The organism is Streptomyces sp. NPDC002138, from assembly GCF_040296485.1.
In the GTDB taxonomy this organism is placed as follows: Bacteria; Actinomycetota; Actinomycetes; order Streptomycetales; family Streptomycetaceae; genus Streptomyces.
Map to the genome: position 1 here is coordinate 18,596 of NZ_JBEOXE010000077.1, position 15,636 is coordinate 34,231.

The 15,636-nt window shown below is 71.5% G+C and carries 13 protein-coding genes and 1 pseudogene; 10 read left to right on the top strand and 4 right to left on the bottom strand.

Annotation, left to right across the window (positions count from 1 at the left end; all coding sequences use genetic code 11):
* Position 1: 1 nt before the first annotated feature.
* The 4 genes and pseudogenes from ABT084_RS32915 (at position 2) to ABT084_RS32930 (ending at position 2,796) form a co-directional block, all read left to right on the top strand.
* Complete coding sequence (locus ABT084_RS32915; RefSeq protein ID WP_351051927.1) at positions 2 to 190, top strand: hypothetical protein; 189 nt, start codon at positions 2 to 4, stop codon at positions 188 to 190.
* A gap of 327 nt (positions 191 to 517) precedes the next feature.
* Positions 518 to 1,651 carry a protein-L-isoaspartate O-methyltransferase family protein gene (locus ABT084_RS32920; RefSeq protein WP_351051964.1) on the top strand — a complete coding sequence of 378 codons (1,134 nt, stop codon included), beginning with the start codon at positions 518 to 520 and terminating at the stop codon, positions 1,649 to 1,651.
* Positions 1,597 to 2,189, top strand: a pseudogene (locus ABT084_RS32925) (thiamine pyrophosphate-dependent enzyme); the annotation flags it as partial. The gene ABT084_RS32920 and the pseudogene ABT084_RS32925, both read left to right, overlap by 55 nt.
* A gap of 169 nt (positions 2,190 to 2,358) precedes the next feature.
* Positions 2,359 to 2,796, top strand: coding sequence for an ATP-binding protein (locus tag ABT084_RS32930; RefSeq protein WP_351051930.1), 438 nt, complete (start codon positions 2,359 to 2,361; stop codon positions 2,794 to 2,796).
* Positions 2,797 to 2,862: 66 nt separating this feature from the next.
* Here ABT084_RS32930 and ABT084_RS32935 read toward each other — a convergent pair whose 3' ends face one another.
* The gene (locus ABT084_RS32935; protein WP_351051933.1) at positions 2,863 to 3,948 is read right to left on the bottom strand and encodes a DUF2637 domain-containing protein; all 1,086 of its coding nucleotides are present in this window, start codon (positions 3,946 to 3,948) and stop codon (positions 2,863 to 2,865) included.
* Between the two features lie 201 nt (positions 3,949 to 4,149).
* Positions 4,150 to 5,013: a (2Fe-2S)-binding protein gene (locus tag ABT084_RS32940; RefSeq protein ID WP_351051935.1), complete on the bottom strand. Its 864-nt coding sequence runs from the start codon at positions 5,011 to 5,013 to the stop codon at positions 4,150 to 4,152.
* A gap of 151 nt (positions 5,014 to 5,164) precedes the next feature.
* Between ABT084_RS32940 and ABT084_RS32945 the strand changes: the two genes are divergently transcribed.
* The gene (locus ABT084_RS32945; protein WP_351051937.1) at positions 5,165 to 5,866 is read left to right on the top strand and encodes a GntR family transcriptional regulator; all 702 of its coding nucleotides are present in this window, start codon (positions 5,165 to 5,167) and stop codon (positions 5,864 to 5,866) included.
* A 418-nt stretch (positions 5,867 to 6,284) separates the two neighbouring features.
* Here ABT084_RS32945 and ABT084_RS32950 read toward each other — a convergent pair whose 3' ends face one another.
* Both ABT084_RS32950 and ABT084_RS32955 read right to left on the bottom strand, forming a co-directional pair.
* Positions 6,285 to 7,025 carry a hypothetical protein gene (locus tag ABT084_RS32950; protein WP_351051940.1) on the bottom strand — a complete coding sequence of 247 codons (741 nt, stop codon included), beginning with the start codon at positions 7,023 to 7,025 and terminating at the stop codon, positions 6,285 to 6,287.
* 197 nt (positions 7,026 to 7,222) lie between these two features.
* Positions 7,223 to 8,908 carry a PucR family transcriptional regulator gene (locus tag ABT084_RS32955; protein ID WP_351051942.1) on the bottom strand — a complete coding sequence of 562 codons (1,686 nt, stop codon included), beginning with the start codon at positions 8,906 to 8,908 and terminating at the stop codon, positions 7,223 to 7,225.
* Positions 8,909 to 9,159: 251 nt separating this feature from the next.
* Between ABT084_RS32955 and ABT084_RS32960 the strand changes: the two genes are divergently transcribed.
* From ABT084_RS32960 to ABT084_RS32980, 5 genes are all read left to right on the top strand, one after another.
* The gene (locus ABT084_RS32960) at positions 9,160 to 10,056 is read left to right on the top strand and encodes an FAD binding domain-containing protein (protein WP_330333335.1); all 897 of its coding nucleotides are present in this window, start codon (positions 9,160 to 9,162) and stop codon (positions 10,054 to 10,056) included.
* A gap of 2 nt (positions 10,057 to 10,058) precedes the next feature.
* Complete coding sequence (locus ABT084_RS32965) at positions 10,059 to 10,667, top strand: (2Fe-2S)-binding protein (protein ID WP_351051946.1); 609 nt, start codon at positions 10,059 to 10,061, stop codon at positions 10,665 to 10,667.
* Positions 10,668 to 10,669: 2 nt separating this feature from the next.
* Positions 10,670 to 13,072, top strand: a complete 2,403-nt coding sequence (gene pucD / locus ABT084_RS32970) for a xanthine dehydrogenase subunit D (protein ID WP_351051948.1) — start codon at positions 10,670 to 10,672, stop codon at positions 13,070 to 13,072.
* 337 nt (positions 13,073 to 13,409) lie between these two features.
* Entirely contained in the window at positions 13,410 to 14,873 is a 1,464-nt protein-coding gene (locus tag ABT084_RS32975; RefSeq protein WP_351051950.1) for an NCS2 family permease, read from the top strand.
* Positions 14,874 to 14,953: 80 nt separating this feature from the next.
* Positions 14,954 to 15,636: XdhC family protein (locus tag ABT084_RS32980; protein WP_351051953.1), on the top strand; the 683-nt coding region annotated here is incomplete at its 3' end.

Genomic DNA, 15,636 nt, shown 5'->3' on the forward strand with positions numbered 1-15,636 from the left:
CGTGCCCGGCGTCGGCGGATACCGCTACACCGAAGACTTCCTGAACGAGCTCGAACGCGCCGTGGCAGCACGCGTACGGCGACGCGAGGAAGTCCTCATTCTGGACCGCGCGGGGAGACTCGCGCACGCCCTGGTGGCGGCTCTCGAAGGGACCGCTGGGGAACTCAAGGACCCGCCGTCGGTCGGTTGACCGGCCGGCCGTCGCGCGGAGGGGCGGCAGGGATGCCGTCGGTGAGGTCGGCCGGCATCCCTGACCGCTCCTGAACAAGCGAACACGCACGAGCGAAGAGTTCCGCCCCGCATCATGGGCGGAAAGCGTGACAACTCCTACGTACAAGAGGGGAATCAGCATGATTGACGACGGGAAGCACGGCGGACCGCCGCAGGACAAGCCGTGGACACCGCCTCCTACTCCGCCGAGCCCTGACGGCGACCGCCCCAAAGCGCAGTGACCGCGCTCAACCGGGCCGCGTGCCGCACGGCACTCGAGACCATGGCGTTACTCCGTGAGCCGTGGATGTCCGCAGCGTTCGACGCCGTGAACCGGGAGGCGTTCGTGCCTCCGACCGCGTGGCTGCCGGAGAGGGACCAGCAAGGTCTCTGGCGGTTCCTCGACCGTGACGCGGATCCAGGTGCCTGGAGCAATGCGGTATGGGACCCTCACCGGTCCATCGTCACGCAGCTCGACGACGGGGAGACCGCGCCGACCGGCGCGGCGGCCGGGGACTTCACGTCCTCCGTGTCCGCCCTGGACATCGTGCTGCGCAAGCTGCACCACCTGGAGTTGGGCAGCGCGGACAGAGTGCTGGAGATCGGGTATGCCTTCGGCTATCACACCACCCTGTTGTGCGAGCGGGTCGGCGCCGAGCGGGTCACGGCCGTCGAAGTGGATGAGGGGCTTGCCGCGTGGGGCGCCGAGAACCTCGAGGCCGCGGGCTACGCGCCGCACCTCGTGTGCGGTGACGGACTCGAAGGGGTTCCGGAACGGGCGCCCTTCGACCGAGTGATCAACACTGCCTCCGTCCGGAGAGTTCCCCAGAGGTGGGTTGAGCAGACGAGGGAAGGCGGCGTGATCCTCACGCCGTTCGGCACCGCGTACAGCAACGCGGGCCTGCTTCGGCTGACGGCGCGCGGTCGTCGGGCGACGGGCCATTTCGTGGGCAGCTCATCCTACATGTGGATCCGGGAGCATCGGCCGACCAACACGCTCCACGTCGACGGAGGGTCGCGCCGCAGGGCCTCGCCCATCCGTCCGGCGGAGGTGCTGGAGGGCGGATGGGAGCAGGACTTCGCCGTGGGGCTCCACGTCCCGGACGTGACGTGCTCGCATCGCGGAGAAGGGGAGGAGAGGGAGGTTCAGTTCGTCGACCTGACGGGCACGTCAGTGACGAGCGTCCGATACGGCGGCTGGTGGGAGCCCGATGCCGTCCGCGCGTGGGGGCCGCGTGATCTGTGGGCTGACGTCACGTCCGCGTACACGTGGTATCAGGAGCGAGGCCGCCCGCCCGTCACGGAGTTCGGTCTGACGGTCGACGAGCGGGGCCAAAGGGCGTGGCTCGGGCACAGCGGCAATCCGCTGCCCGCCCCGGCCGCTTGGAACCGGCGTACGAGGGAGCGATGTTCACCGCGGATACAGGCATGTGCAAGGTGAGGGCCGCGCGCTATCTTTCCCCGAACGGAAAGCGCGCGGGCCATCGGGGCGCGCCGCACCGACCGGCGGCGTCAAGAGGTGCCACTGTCGGCTGACGGCGGGTTCTCGATGCTGGTGGGAGTTTTCCTCCCCCTGGTGCAGTACGCGCCGCCCGTCAAAGTGGTGCTGTTCGACAACTCATCCTTGAGCAGGGCCGCATGGGAGATGTCGGTTTCCGGCCTGCTGTCGTACGGCGGCGTTCGCCGCGACCCGGACGCCGCGGCGAACGCCCGCGCGGCGGGGGCGTACGGGGTCCGGACGCAGGGGCCCGAACAGCTCACCGGGGCTCTGAAGGGCGCGTTCCGGCACGAGGGGCCCGCCCTGACGGGCGTGGTGAGCGACCTCGACGCCTTGTCGGACCCGCCGAGGACCGGTGCCGGAATGCTCACCGGATTCGCACTTTCGGCCAACAAGATCGTGCCCGGCGGGTCCGGGTGGCGGCGTGGGCGCCTTGATCCAGATGGCTCGATCCAACCTGCGCAACGTGCCGCGACCTTGAGCCCGAAGGAGTGCGGATTCTCACGGAGGGAAGAAGCCCTTCCGTAGGACTGTTCGAGAGCACCGCGGAATTCGGGATTGTGGATACGGAGGGCATCGCCGTGCGGGTGGGGGCGAACATCGGGAAACTGTCGAGAAGAGGGCGGCCTGTGCCGCGGGAACCGTCGTCCGTGGGCGACGCGAGCGCGGTCGACGGCCTGTCGGTCAGCCGCCGCGTGCGCCGGGCGGACCTGAAAGCGGTGGGCGAAGTACGCCGCAGTCTGAGGGAGTTACTCCGGCACCGCTGCCGGGCCGACACGGCCGATGTGGCGGAACTGCTCATCACCGAACTCGTGACCAACGCCCTCGTCCACACCGACCAGGGGGCCGAGGTGTCCGCCAGCCTCACCGCCACCCGGGTCCGGGTGGAAGTGCGGGACTACGCCGCCCGCCATCCCAGAACGTACGTACCGACCGCCGACGACGGTACGCACGGGCGGGGACTGGTGCTGGTGCAGGCCCTCGCCGACAGCTGGGGGGTGGACTCCCTGGGCGGTTCCCGGGGCAAGGTGGTGTGGTTCGAGCTCGATGACGGGGCCGACGCGGTCTGGGCGGCGGAACCGGCCTGAGCGCCGCGCGCCCCGGCCGGCCCTCGCCGCCCCGGTGGTACCGGCCCTCGCCGCCCCGGTGGCCGGTCAGCCGAACTGCTGCTCCAAGTCCTTCAGTTTGCGCTCGAGGGAATCGAGCCGGGGGATGGTCTGGGTGTCGTCCTCGGCGGTGAGGTCCACCGTCCGGGGCGCCGTCTCGACCGGATCCGGTCCGTTGACGGCCGTGAGCGAGGGCCTGCGCCGCAGCGGCAGCTGCCCCGCTTCGGACAGGGCCGGTTCCGCGCCGAGGGCCAGGGGCGAGCCCGTCGCCGTATCGGGGGTGGGGGCGATCTCCCGCTCCTCCAGGACGGCCTGCTCCATCCGGCGGCCCCGCGAACGGCCGAAGGCCCGGCTCTGCCGTCCCAGCGCCTTGATGCGGGCCCGGTCCAGCCGGTTCTGGTCCCGCCTGCGGTGACGGTCCTGTGCCTTCTCCCGCTTGTCCTCGCGGACTTCGTCGACGGCCTCGTCGAGGGTGCGTACGCCCTCCAGCAGCATCAGCGACCAGGCGCCGAAGGTCTCCCGCGGAGCCCGCAGCCAGCGCACGATCCGGATCTGTGGCAGCGGCCGCGGCACCAGGCCCTGTTCGCGCAGCGCCGCCCGGCGGGTCTGCTTCAGGGCGCGGTCGAAGAGGACCGCCGCGGACAGGGACATCCCGGAGAAGAACTGCGGGGCGCCGTCGTGCCCGAACCCCCGTGGCGCGTGCACCCAGTTGAACCAGGCCGCGGCGCCCGCGAAGAGCCACACCAGTATCCGCGACCCGAGGGCCGCGTCGCCGTGGCTGGCCTCGCGGACGGCGAGCACCGAGCAGAACATGGCGGCGCCGTCGAGGCCGAAGGGGACCAGGTACTCCCAGCCTCCGGAGAGGTTGAGGTTCTGCCGCCCGAAGCCGACCAGGCCGTGGAAGGAGAGCGCCGCCGCGACGGCTGCGCAGCAGAAGAGCAGGACGTACGAGGCGGTGCCGTAGACGGCCTCCTTGCGGCGGCGGCGGTCCTCGCTGCGTTCCCAGCTGTCCTCGGACTGGGCCTTCTCGCCCTCGCGCTTGCTCTTGGCCAGCACCGCCACTGCCGCAAGTACGCCCAGGATCAGCAGGCTGCCGGGCAGCAGCCAGTCCAGCGATATGTCGGTCAGTCTCATGCGGTGTCCCTTGCCTCGCGTATGCGCTTTCCGGGCGCCATAGTGGCGGATCGCGCGAGGGCCGCACCCGGGTTTCGGGGCAAGAGGACGCCAACGGGGGGCGGGGGGCGCCGGATAGGGTGTTGTAGGTCGAACTCCCGCTCGTACGAGGCTGATTGGGTTCGAATAACCCCACCCGAACGGGTGGCTTCACCGACGGCTTCACGCCGCGGCGGCCGCCGTCAGCCGGGTCACGCGGTCCGCGTCGCCGGTCCGGGGGCAGGTGACGCAGGTGTCGTCGGGGCGGATCGTGTAGAAGAGGCAGCAGCCGGCCCGGTCCCGCGTGGGCAGCCGCTCGCCCGCCGGACCGGTGAGCGTACGGAAGCCGCTGCCCGCGGTGTACGGGGCGATCGCGCCCGGCAGCAGCAGGTCCAGCTCGGCCATCGTGCGGCGTTCCTGCTCCTCGCCGAGCAGCTGCCCGACGTACCAGAGGCTTTCGACGACGTCGTCGGTCACCATGGCCCACAGTGCGCGGCGGCCGCGGCGCATCCGGGGGCCGAAGCCCTCCAGTACGGGCGTGAGGTGCTCGGCCACCGCCGCCCTCACCTCGGCGCGCAGCGCCTCCTCGTCGGGCACGACCCGGGCGTCGGGGAGTGCCGCGGCCGGGTCGCCGGGCAGGCACGCGAACTCCTGGACGCGCACGCTCATCCGGCCCTCGGTGCGGTGGAAGGCCACCTGGTCCGCGGGCAGTCGGGGCACGCGGCGCTCCAGCAGCCACGGCACGGTGATCAGCAGGCAGGCGGGCCACGCGTACCGGTGCAGGCCGAAGCCGGCGATCACGTCGGGGCGGGCCCGGTGGCCGTGGTCCCGCAGGACCTGGGCCTCGTCCCACGCGAGGAAGGTGTCCAGGGCGGGACCGCCGACGGCCAGTTCGTCCGCGCCGACCCAGCCCGTGCCCCGGGGGGAGGGCTCGTGGGGGGTGCGCCGGGTGACCCGCAGGGCGGGGTAGGCCTCGGTCAGGCGGGCGTAGGCGGTCGTGAGCGGGGGCGGGGGCGGGGGCGGGGGCGGGGGCGGGGGCGGGAGCATGGGGGACCACCGAATCGCGCGATCTCGACAAGAGGAAGACAGGTAAGCCTTACCTTATCTGATCTCGTGCGATCCGTATCGTCGGCGACCGCGCTCCGTCACCTATTCTCGGGAGGATTCGCGGACAGGGACCCGACCGGAGGAGGACCGCATGCAGGACACGGCCCGTGCCGCCGCCGGGGTGCCGGAGCAGGCGCGTACGGAGGGGGCGCGTACCCAGGGGGCGGCCGTGGCGCGGCCGCCGGTGCTGCGCCATTCCGTCCGGGGGCAGGTCCTCGACGCGCTGCGCGCCGCGCTGGTCGACGGCGCCCTCGTCCCCGGGGAGATCTATTCCGGGCCGGCGCTGGGGGAGCGCTTCGGGGTGTCGGCCACTCCGGTGCGCGAGGCGATGCAGCAGCTGGCGCTGGAGGGGGCCGTGGAGTGCCTCCCGAACCGGGGCTTCCGGGTGGTCACCCTGAGCCCGGGGGAGCTGGCCGAGCTGGCGGAGGTACGGGCGCTGCTCGAGGTCCCGGTGATGCTGGACCTGGTCCGCACGGCCGCCCCCGAGGCGTGGGCCGGGCTGCGGCCGCTGGCCGAGGCGGGGGTCGTGGCGGCGGAGGCGGGTGATCTGCCGGGGTACGCGGAGGCGGACCGGGCCTTTCACCGGGCGGTGCTGGGGCTGGCGGGCAACGGGCAGCTGATCCGGGTCGCGGACGAGGTGCACCGCCGGCTGCAGTGGGGCGCCCGCACCCGGCCCTCGCTGGCCCGCACCGACGCGGCGCAGCACGTGGCCCTCCTGGAAGCCCTGGCCGCTCCGGACCCCGCCGCGGCCCACACCCTGATCCAGGCCCACTTCGCCTGGCCCCCGCACTGACTGCCACTGCCCTCAATCGCCGGGCGGGCTGGTTGTGGCCGAGCCCCGTTCGTCGGGTGCCGCTGGGTGTGGCCTCCGGCGGGCCCTCAAGCGCCGGGCGGGCTGGTTTTGGCGGAGCCCACCCCCAGCCTCGCCGGCGTTTGAGGCGCGGGTCTGGGCGGAGCCCAGGTGGGGCGGAGCCCCCTGGTGTGGCCTCCGGCGGGCCCTCGAGCGCCGGGCGGGCTGGTTTTGGCGGAGCCCACCCCCAGCCTCGCCGGCGTTTGAGGCGCGGGTCTGGGCGGAGCCCAGGTGGGGCGGAGCCCCCTGGTGTGGCCTCCGGCGGGCCCTCAAACGCCGGGCGGGCTGGTTTTGGCGGAGCCCCGTGCGTCGGGTGCCGCCGGGTGTGGCCTCCGGCGGAACAGCCGGCCCAGCCGCGCCGTCAGGCGGCCGGGCTCAGGTGGGCGGCCAGCCAGGTGGGGATGCCGCCCAGGAGGCGGAAGAGGCGCAGGGCCTCGGCGCGCAGCCGGGCGGCCTCCGGCTCCGGCTCGGCCTCCGCGAGCGCGGCCAGCGCCGGCGCCGTACCCACCAGGAACCCCAGCTCCTCCCGGATCCGCAGGGACTCCGCGAACCCGTGCCGTGCCTCCGCCAGCTCCCCGTCCCGCAGCGCGAGCCCGGCCAGGTGACGCCAGGTGAACGACAGCAGCAGGGTGTCACCGTGCGCCGTGGCCCCCGCGTGCGCCCGCCGGTACGCGGGCTTGGCCGCCTGCGGGGAGTCGGCGAGGTGCTCCGCCACCAGCCCCCGCCGGAAGTCCAGCAGCGGCCGCGTCGGCGACCCCGGCGCCAGCAGCGCCGCGGCCCGCCCGAGGGCCGAGCGCGCCTCGTCGGCCCGGTCCCGGACCCCCAGCACGGTGGCCGCGTAGGCCAGTTGGCCGCGCTCGCAGGCGGCCGCGCCCCGCTCGTCGTCGTCCTGGGCCACCGCCTCGGCGGTCCGCAGCGCGTCCTCCGCCTCGGCCCAGCCCTGCCCGGTGAACAGGCACCGCTCGACCAGCAGCGCGGTGCGCTGCACGGCCGCCGGGGCACTGCCCGCGTGCGGATCCAGCAGGGCCGCCGCATCCGTCCAGCAACCCCGCGAGCGAAGCCGCCATATCGCCCGCTGGAGGGGATCGTCTCCCCCGGTCATACCGGCACCCGACATGGCGGTGTCCGCCACATTGCCCTCCCCAAAGCAACCAAGCAGCGCGCCGCCCGCGCCCTGGGGCGAAATGAGAGCACGGATCCGCATGATCGGCCAAGGGGTCGGGTGAACCTTTTCACAAAGTCCGGACACCTCGTCAGCCGCCCCCGGCGGCCCCGCGGACCCCCCGCCCGGGCCGCTGATCAGCTCATCCGCAGCGCCAGGAAGAAGTCCAGCTTGTCCTCCAGCCGCGAAAGATCGCGCGCCGTCAACTGCTCGATTCGCCCGACGCGGTACCGCAGCGTGTTGACGTGCAGGTGCAGCCGCGTCGCGCAGCGGGTCCAGGACCCGTCGCAGTCGAGGAAGGCCTCCAGGGTCGGGATCAGCTCCGCCCGGTGGCGCCGGTCGTAGTCCCGCAGCGGGTCGAGCAGCCGCGCGGTGAAGGCGCGGCGCACGTCGTCCGGGACGAACGGCAGCAGCAGCACGTGCGAGGCCAGCTCGTGGTGGCCCGCCGCGCAGACCCGGCCCGGCCGGGCGGCCGCGACCCGGCGGGCGTGCCGGGCCTCCTCCAGCGCCCCGCGCAGCCCCTCGGCGGAGTGCACCGCCGCGCTGACGCCCAGGGTGAGCCGCCCGTCGTCGGCCAGACCGGCCGCCAGGGGCTCCCGTACGGCCGTCAGGAGCGCGTCGGCGTGCAGGGCGGTGTCGGGGCCCTTGTCGGGCGCGGTCTCCCCGGAGTCCGCCGACAGGGCGGGCAGCGGTACGAGCGCGATCGCCTCGTCACCCGCATGGGCGACGGCGATCCGGTCCGAGGGCTCCGGGCCCGAGACGGACGGGTCGACCAGGATCTCCTCCAGCAGCGACTGGGCCACCGGGCCGCCGGGGATGTCCCCGCCGTCCCAGTCCACCCGGGCCACCACGACCTGCCAGTGCGGGGCGGCGCCCAGCCCGGGCAGCAGCACCGGAGCCGCGACCCGCAGCCGGGCCGCGATCTCGGCCGGCGGGGCACCCGTCTGGACGAGCTCCAGCACCTCCTGGGCGAGGCGCCGCCGGACCGTACGGGCGGCGTCGCGCCGCTCCCGCTCGACCGCGATCAGCTGGGTGACGCCCTGGAGCAGGTCCAGGCGCTCGGCGGGCCAGTCGCTCGCGTCCGCCTCGACGGCCAGCAGCCAGTCCGAGAGCACGCTCTCGCGGACGTCGCGCGCGGCGGGGCCGGGGCCGCGGCCGTGTCCCCTGATCGGGAAGAGCGAGTAGGTAATACCCTGGATGGAGATCCGGTGCGGGCCCCTTCGGCCGGTCCGGACCGCAGCCAGGTGTTCGCCGGCCAGCGCCGCGCAGATGCCGGGCGCCAGCGGCTCGCCCGCTCCGGCGATCTGCCTGCCGGTGGGGGACAGCACCCAGGCGCGCAGATCGAGGTCAGTGGTGAGCAGATCGAGCACCACATCGGGCCCACCCCCGGCGGGACCCGAGGTCATCAGCCGGCGATGGCGGTCCACGACGGCCGCGAGGTCCCCCGCGCGCTCGCCGGACACCTGCCGTACGACGTACTCGGTGATCGTGGCGAATGCAATGTCTTCGTTCACGGCGAACAACGGCAGACGATTGCGCCGACAGGCTGATACCAGATCGTCGGGGATGTCTCCCAGCTCGGCCTCGCCCGCCGCGAGCCCGGCCACTCCCGCGCCCGCGAGGATTCGTACGAACGGCTCGGAGTCGTCCGAATTTCGTCTCCAGGCCAGGCCGGTCAGGACGAGTTCACCTCCGGAGAGGTATCGGCTGGGATCCCTCAGGTCCGTGGTCATGACGCCCCGGACCGTCCGGTCGAGCTCTTCCTGGCCGCCCAGCAGCCGCAGCCCCAGCGCCTCGGTTTCCAGCAGTGCGCGCAGCCGCATGATGTCGCCGCCGATCTGTCTCGATGTTGCCGTTGGAAATCGGGCAGGTCAGTGCATCCTGCCTTTCATACGAATCTACAAGACGAGGGAGGCCGTCAGCCAACTCCTTCATGGTTTCGGTGACTGCACCCGGGGGACGCGCGGCTTGTGTACTGACTCCACACCGCGTTAACAGCACGTGAACGACCAGCGAGGTCTCCGGGCCCACTGGCTTGAAGTGATCGACACGATGAAGAAGAAGAGAGCCGCACATGGACTTCCTTCGCCCCGCCAGCTGGGAGGAGGCACTCGCCGCTAAGGCCGAGTACCCCTCAGCTGTGCCGATTGCGGGTGGCACCGATGTGATGGTCGAGATCAACTTCGACCACCGTCGGCCGGAGTACCTTCTGGACCTGAACCGCATCGGTCTCCTGCGGGAGTGGGAGGTCGGCGAGGATGTGGTCCGGCTCGGCGCTTCCGTCCCGTACACGCAGATCATGGAGAACCTCCGCACGGAGCTCCCCGGTCTCGCCCTCGCCTCGCACACGGTCGCGTCCCCGCAGATCCGTAACCGCGGCGGCGTCGGCGGCAACCTCGGCTGCGCCTCGCCGGCCGGTGACTCGCACCCCGCGCTGCTCGCGGCGGGCGCGCAGGTCGAGGTGGAGTCCGTACGCGGTTCCCGCCTCATCCCGATCGACGAGTTCTACACCGGTGTGAAGCGCAACGCGCTGGCCGCCGACGAGCTGATCAAGACCGTCCACATCGACAAGGCGGACGGCCCCCAGCAGTACTCCAAGGTCGGCTCCCGCAACGCGATGGTCATCGCGGTGTGCGCGTTCGGTCTGGCACTGCACCCGGAGACCCGCACGGTCCGCACCGGCATCGGATCGGCCGCGCCGACCCCGATCCGCGCCAAGGCCGCCGAGGAGTTCCTGAACGCCGCGCTCGAAGAGGGCGGTTTCTGGGAGTCCGGCAAGGTCATCACCCCGTCGATCGCCAAGCAGTTCGGTGACCTCGCCTCCGGCGCGGCCAACCCGATCGACGACGTCCGCGGCACGGCGAAGTACCGCCGTCACGCGGTCGGCATCATGGCTCGCCGCCAGCTCGTCTGGACCTGGGAGCAGTACCGCGGTACCGGAAACGGCCGCTCGCTTGAAGGGGCTGCGTAATCATGCGCGTCAATTTCACTGTCAACGGCCGGCCGCAGGAAGCCGACGACGTCTGGGAGGGCGAGTCCCTCCTCTACGTCCTGCGCGAGCGCATGGGCCTGCCGGGTTCGAAGAACGCGTGTGAGCAGGGCGAGTGCGGTTCCTGCACCGTCCGTCTCGACGGCGTGCCGGTCTGTTCCTGTCTGGTCGCGGCCGGTCAGGTCGAGGGCCGCGACGTCGTGACCGTCGAGGGCCTGGCGGAGTTCGCCAAGCAGCGCGAGGAGCACGGCCACGGCGGTGCCTGCGGCACCGGCGGCGGCTGCGGAAGCAAGGGCGGCGTCTCCCTGGACGCGGCCAAGCAGTGGTCCGCGAAGGGCAACGACTCGCAGACCGGCGAGGGCGTCGAGCTCTCCACCATCCAGCAGGCGTTCATCGACGCCGGCGCCGTCCAGTGCGGTTTCTGCACCCCGGGCCTCCTGGTCCAGGCCGACGCGCTGCTGGAGGAGAACTCCTCCCCGTCCGACCAGGACATCCGTGAGGCCCTGTCCGGCAACCTCTGCCGCTGCACGGGTTACGAGAAGATCCTCGACGCGGTCCGCCTCGCGGCCGCCCGTCAGGGAGAGGCGGTCTGACCATGGCTCAGAACACCCGCACCGTGCCCGCAGGCGCTCCGACGAACGTCAGCCAGAAGCACACCAAGGGCGGCATCGGCGAGTCCACGCTCCGCCCCGACGGCACCCTCAAGGTGACCGGCGAGTTCGCGTACTCCTCGGACATGTGGCACGAGGACATGCTGTGGGGCCAGACCCTGCGCAGCACCGTGGCCCACGCCGAGATCGTCTCCATCGACATCTCCGAGGCCCTGGCGATGCCGGGCGTCTACTCGGTCCTGACGTACGACGACCTGCCCGCCGAGATGAAGAACTACGGCCTGGAGATCCAGGACACGCCGGTCCTCGCCAACGGCCGGGTACGTCACCACGGTGAGCCGGTCGCCCTCGTGGCCGCCGACCACCCGGAGACCGCCCGCCGCGCGGCCGCCAAGATCAAGATCGACTACAAGGAGCTGCCGCTCGTCACGGACGAGGCGTCCGCCCTCGCCCCCGGCGCGCCGCTGATCCACGAGGGCCGCGACGACCACCACATCGGTCACGTCCCGCACCCGAACATCGTGCACCGCCAGCCGATCATCCGCGGCAACGTGGAAGAGGCCCGCAAGCGCGCCGACGTCATCGTCGAGGGCGAGTACACCTTCGGCATGCAGGACCAGGCCTTCCTCGGCCCGGAGTCCGGCCTGGCCGTGCCGTCCGAGGACGGCGGTGTCGAGCTGTACGTCGCCACCCAGTGGCTGCACTCGGACCTCGGGCAGATCGCCCCGGTCCTGGGGCTGCCGCCGGAGAAGGTCCGCATGACGCTCTCGGGCGTCGGCGGTGCCTTCGGCGGCCGCGAGGACATCTCGATGCAGATCCACGCCTGCCTGCTGGCCCTTGCCACGAACAAGCCGGTCAAGATCGTCTACAACCGGTTCGAGTCCTTCTTCGGCCACGTGCACCGCCACCCGGCTAAGCTCTACTACGAGCACGGCGCGACCAAGGACGGCAAGCTCACGCACATGAAGTGCAGAATCGTCCTGGACGGCGGCGCCTACGCGTCCGCTTCCCCGGCGGTCGTGGGCAACGCCTCCTCCCTCTCGGTGGGTCCGTACGTCCTGGAGGACGTCGACATCGAGGCGATCGCGCTCTACACGAACAACCCGCCCTGTGGCGCGATGCGCGGCTTCGGCGCCGTCCAGGCCTGCTTCGCCTACGAGGCCCAGATGGACAAGCTCGCGGCGAAGCTGGGCATGGACCCGGTCGAATTCCGCCAGCTGAACGCCATGGAGATGGGCACGGTCATGCCGACCGGCCAGGTCGTGGACGCCCCGGCGCCCGTCGCCGAGCTGCTGCGCCGGGTCAAGGCCCGCCCGCTGCCGCCCGAGCGCCAGTGGGAGACCGCCGGCGAGGGCGCGGACGTCCGCGCGCTGCCCGGTGGCCTCTCCAACACCACCCATGGCGAGGGCGTCGTCCGCGGCGTCGGCTATGCGGTCGGCATCAAGAACGTCGGCTTCTCCGAGGGCTTCGACGACTACTCGACCGCCCGCGTGCGGCTCGAGGTCATCAACGGCGAGGCCGTCGCGATGGTCCACACGGCCATGGCGGAGGTCGGCCAGGGCGGCATCACCGTCCACGCGCAGATCGCCCGTACCGAGCTGGGCGTCACGCAGGTGACGATCCACCCGGCCGACACGCAGGTCGGCTCCGCCGGTTCCACGTCCGCCTCGCGGCAGACGTACATGACCGGTGGCGCGGTGAAGAACACCTGTGAGGCCGTCCGCGAGGCGCTCCTGGAGATCGGCCGCCGCAAGAACGGCTCCTACCACCCCGCGTGGGCCACCGCCGAGCTGCTGCTCGAAGGCGGCAAGGTCGTCACCGACGGCGGCGAGGTCCTCGGGGACATCGCCGAGATCCTCGAGGACGAGGCCATCGACCTCGAGCTCGAGTACCGCCACCACCCGACCGTCCCCTTCGACCTGGTCACCGGCCAGGGCAACGGACACGTCCAGTACACCTTCGCCGCGCACCGCGCGGTGGTGGAGGTGGACACCGAGCTGGGCCTGGTCAAGGTCGTCGAGCTGGCGACCGCCCAGGACGTCGGCAAGGCGCTGAACATGCTCTCCGTGGTCGGCCAGATCCAGGGTGGCACCACCCAGGGCCTGGGCGTCGCGATCATGGAAGAGATCATCGTCGACCCGAAGACCGCGAAGGTGCGCAACCCCTCCTTCACGGACTACCTGATCCCGACCATCCTCGACACCCCGACCATCCCGGTCGACGTGCTCGAGCTGGCCGACCCGAAGGCCCCCTACGGCCTGCGCGGTATGGGAGAGGCCCCGACCCTCTCGTCCACCCCGGCCGTCATCGCGGCGATCCGGGCGGCGACCGGTCTGGAGATCAACAAGACCCCGATCCGTCCCGAACTGCTGACCGGAACCCTCTAGGGATCTCCGGTCCCCCCGGGACCCGAAGCTCTCCGGGCGGTGTGACACGGGAACGTCACACTTGCCAGTCGCACCGCCCGGAGTACGAAGTGCCCGCACCGCTCGCGGTTCGCTTCAACGGCAGTACCAGCAGTACCAGCAGTAACGCCACTAACCGCAGCACCAGCAGTACCCGTAGCACCAGCAGTACCAGTGGTTACGAAGTAGCAGCGGTAAAAGCAGCTCATTTGCTTCGTCTCGGGCCGTCCCCCGGGTCGTGCAGCCAAACGCACCATCCCAAATCCCGCGTCTCCAATCTTCATGCGGGTGCCCCTTTGAACCTTGGGAGTTAGGCACCATGACCCAGTCGTCTGTGGAGCCCAAGACCACCGCGGAAGAGGCCGGCGACGGCTCTCTCACCCCCGCCGGGCGTTCTTGGCTCGACCGGTACTTTCACATAACGCACCGAGGATCCACCGTCTCGCGAGAAGTGCGCGGCGGCGTCACCACCTTCATGGCGATGGCGTACATCCTCCTGCTGAACCCCCTCATCCTCTCGGGTAAGGACGTCGCAGGCGACACCCTGAGCCAGAAGGCACTGATCACGGCCACGGCCTTCGCCGCCGCCCTGACCACGCTGCTGATGGGCTTCATCGGCAAGGTGCCCCTGGCCCTCGCCGCCGGACTCTCCGTGTCCGGTGTTCTTTCCTCGCAGGTCGTCCCGCACATGACCTGGCCGCAGGCCATGGGCATGTGTGTGATGTACGGCGTGGTGATCATGCTCCTGGTCGTCACCGGCCTGCGAGAGATGATCATGAACGCGATCCCCCTCGCGCTCAAGCACGCCATCACCATGGGCATCGGCATGTTCGTCGCCCTGATCGGCCTCGTGAAGGCCGGCTTCGTGGGCCACGGCTCCGAATTCGGTCCCCCCGTGAGCCTGGGCGCGACCGGCGAACTCGCCGGCTGGCCCGTCCTGATCTTCGCCGTCACCCTGCTCACCATCTTCATGCTGCAGGCACGCAAGGTGCCCGGCGCGATCCTGATCGGCATCGTCTCCGGAACCGTCGTCGCCGTCATCCTCAACGCCGTGGCGGACATCGACCCCAAGGCCTGGCGCAGTGGCGCCCCGGAGCTGAGCGGTTCCGCGGTCTCCATGCCGGACTTCTCGCTCTTCGGCAAGGTCGAGTTCGGCGGCTGGGGCGACGTCGGCGTGATGACGGTCGGCATGATCGTCTTCACCCTGGTGCTGGCCGGCTTCTTCGACGCGATGGCCACCATCATCGGCGTCGGCACCGAGGCCAAGCTGGCCGATGACAAGGGCCGCATGCCGGGCCTGTCGAAGGCGCTCTTCATCGACGGTGCCGGCGGCGCCATCGGCGGCATCGCGGGCGGCTCCGGCCAGACCGTGTTCGTCGAGTCCGCGACCGGTGTCGGCGAGGGTGCCCGTACGGGCTTCGCCTCCGTCATCTCGGGTCTGCTCTTCGCGGCCTGCCTCTTCTTCACCCCGATCACGCAGATCGTCCCGGGTGAGGTCGCCTCGGCCGCCCTGGTCGTCATCGGCGCGATGATGATGCAGAACGCCCGCCACGTGGACTGGTCCGACACGGCCACCGCGATCCCGGTCTTCCTGACCGTCGTGCTCATGCCCTTCACGTACTCGATCACCGCCGGTGTCGCCGCGGGTGTCATCTCGTACGTCGCCATCAAGGTGGCGCAGGGCAAGGCCCGCGAGATCGGTGGCTTCATGTGGGCGCTCACGGTGATCTTCGTGGTCTTCTACGCGCTGCACCCGATCGAGGGCTGGCTCGGCGTCAACTGAGCCGTCGAAGCCCGATGCCCGACTCCTGAAACCCTCCACGCCATCCCGTCACCGGACACCGAACCTCCGAGGAGGCCGCAATGCTGGACATCGCCGAAGAACTCAACCGGTGGGTCGAGCAGGGGCGTGACTTCGCCGTCGCCACCGTCGTGGCGGTCGGCGGGAGTGCGCCCCGGCAGCCCGGTGCGGCCCTCGCCGTCGATGGCGAGGGCACCGCGATCGGTTCGGTCTCCGGTGGGTGCGTGGAGGGCGCGGTGTACGAGCTGTGCCGGCAGGCGCTGGAGGACGGCGAGACCGTCCGGGAGCGCTTCGGGTACAGCGATGACGATGCCTTCGCCGTGGGTCTGACCTGCGGCGGAATCATCGACATCCTGGTCACCCCGCTGCCCGTGGACTCTCCCGCCCGCGCCGTGTTCGAGGCGGCGCTGGCCGCCGCGGCGCAGGGCGAGGCGGCCGCGGTCGCCCGGATCGCCGACGGCCCGGCCGAGCTGATGGGCCGCGCGATCCTGGTCCGTACCGAGGGCCCGCACGAAGGCAGCCTGGGCGGACACCCCGAGCTGGACCGCACGGTGGCCGAGGAGGCCCGCGCGATGCTGGACGCGGGCCGGACCGGAACCCTGGAGATGGGCGCGGACGGACGGCTCTGCGGCCGCCCGATCACCGTCCTGGTGGAGTCGAGCGTGCCGCCGCCGCGGATGATCGTGTTCGGGGCGATCGATTTCGCGTCGGCGCTGGTGCGGGTCGGGAAGTTCCTGGGGTACCG

What these genes read in the sequence shown, in the direction of transcription:
- ABT084_RS32920 (WP_351051964.1), top strand. Translation starts at nt 518, where the DNA reads ATGTCCGCAGCGTTCGACGCCGTGAACCGGGAGGCGTTCGTGCCTCCG.
- ABT084_RS32935 (WP_351051933.1), bottom strand. Translation starts at nt 3,948, where the DNA reads ATGAGACTGACCGACATATCGCTGGACTGGCTGCTGCCCGGCAGCCTG.
- ABT084_RS32940 (WP_351051935.1), bottom strand. Translation starts at nt 5,013, where the DNA reads ATGCTCCCGCCCCCGCCCCCGCCCCCGCCCCCGCCCCCGCCCCCGCTC.
- ABT084_RS32945 (WP_351051937.1), top strand. Translation starts at nt 5,165, where the DNA reads ATGCAGGACACGGCCCGTGCCGCCGCCGGGGTGCCGGAGCAGGCGCGT.
- ABT084_RS32950 (WP_351051940.1), bottom strand. Translation starts at nt 7,025, where the DNA reads ATGACCGGGGGAGACGATCCCCTCCAGCGGGCGATATGGCGGCTTCGC.
- ABT084_RS32955 (WP_351051942.1), bottom strand. Translation starts at nt 8,908, where the DNA reads ATGCGGCTGCGCGCACTGCTGGAAACCGAGGCGCTGGGGCTGCGGCTG.
- ABT084_RS32960 (WP_330333335.1), top strand. Translation starts at nt 9,160, where the DNA reads ATGGACTTCCTTCGCCCCGCCAGCTGGGAGGAGGCACTCGCCGCTAAG.
- ABT084_RS32965 (WP_351051946.1), top strand. Translation starts at nt 10,059, where the DNA reads ATGCGCGTCAATTTCACTGTCAACGGCCGGCCGCAGGAAGCCGACGAC.
- pucD (WP_351051948.1), top strand. Translation starts at nt 10,670, where the DNA reads ATGGCTCAGAACACCCGCACCGTGCCCGCAGGCGCTCCGACGAACGTC.
- ABT084_RS32975 (WP_351051950.1), top strand. Translation starts at nt 13,410, where the DNA reads ATGACCCAGTCGTCTGTGGAGCCCAAGACCACCGCGGAAGAGGCCGGC.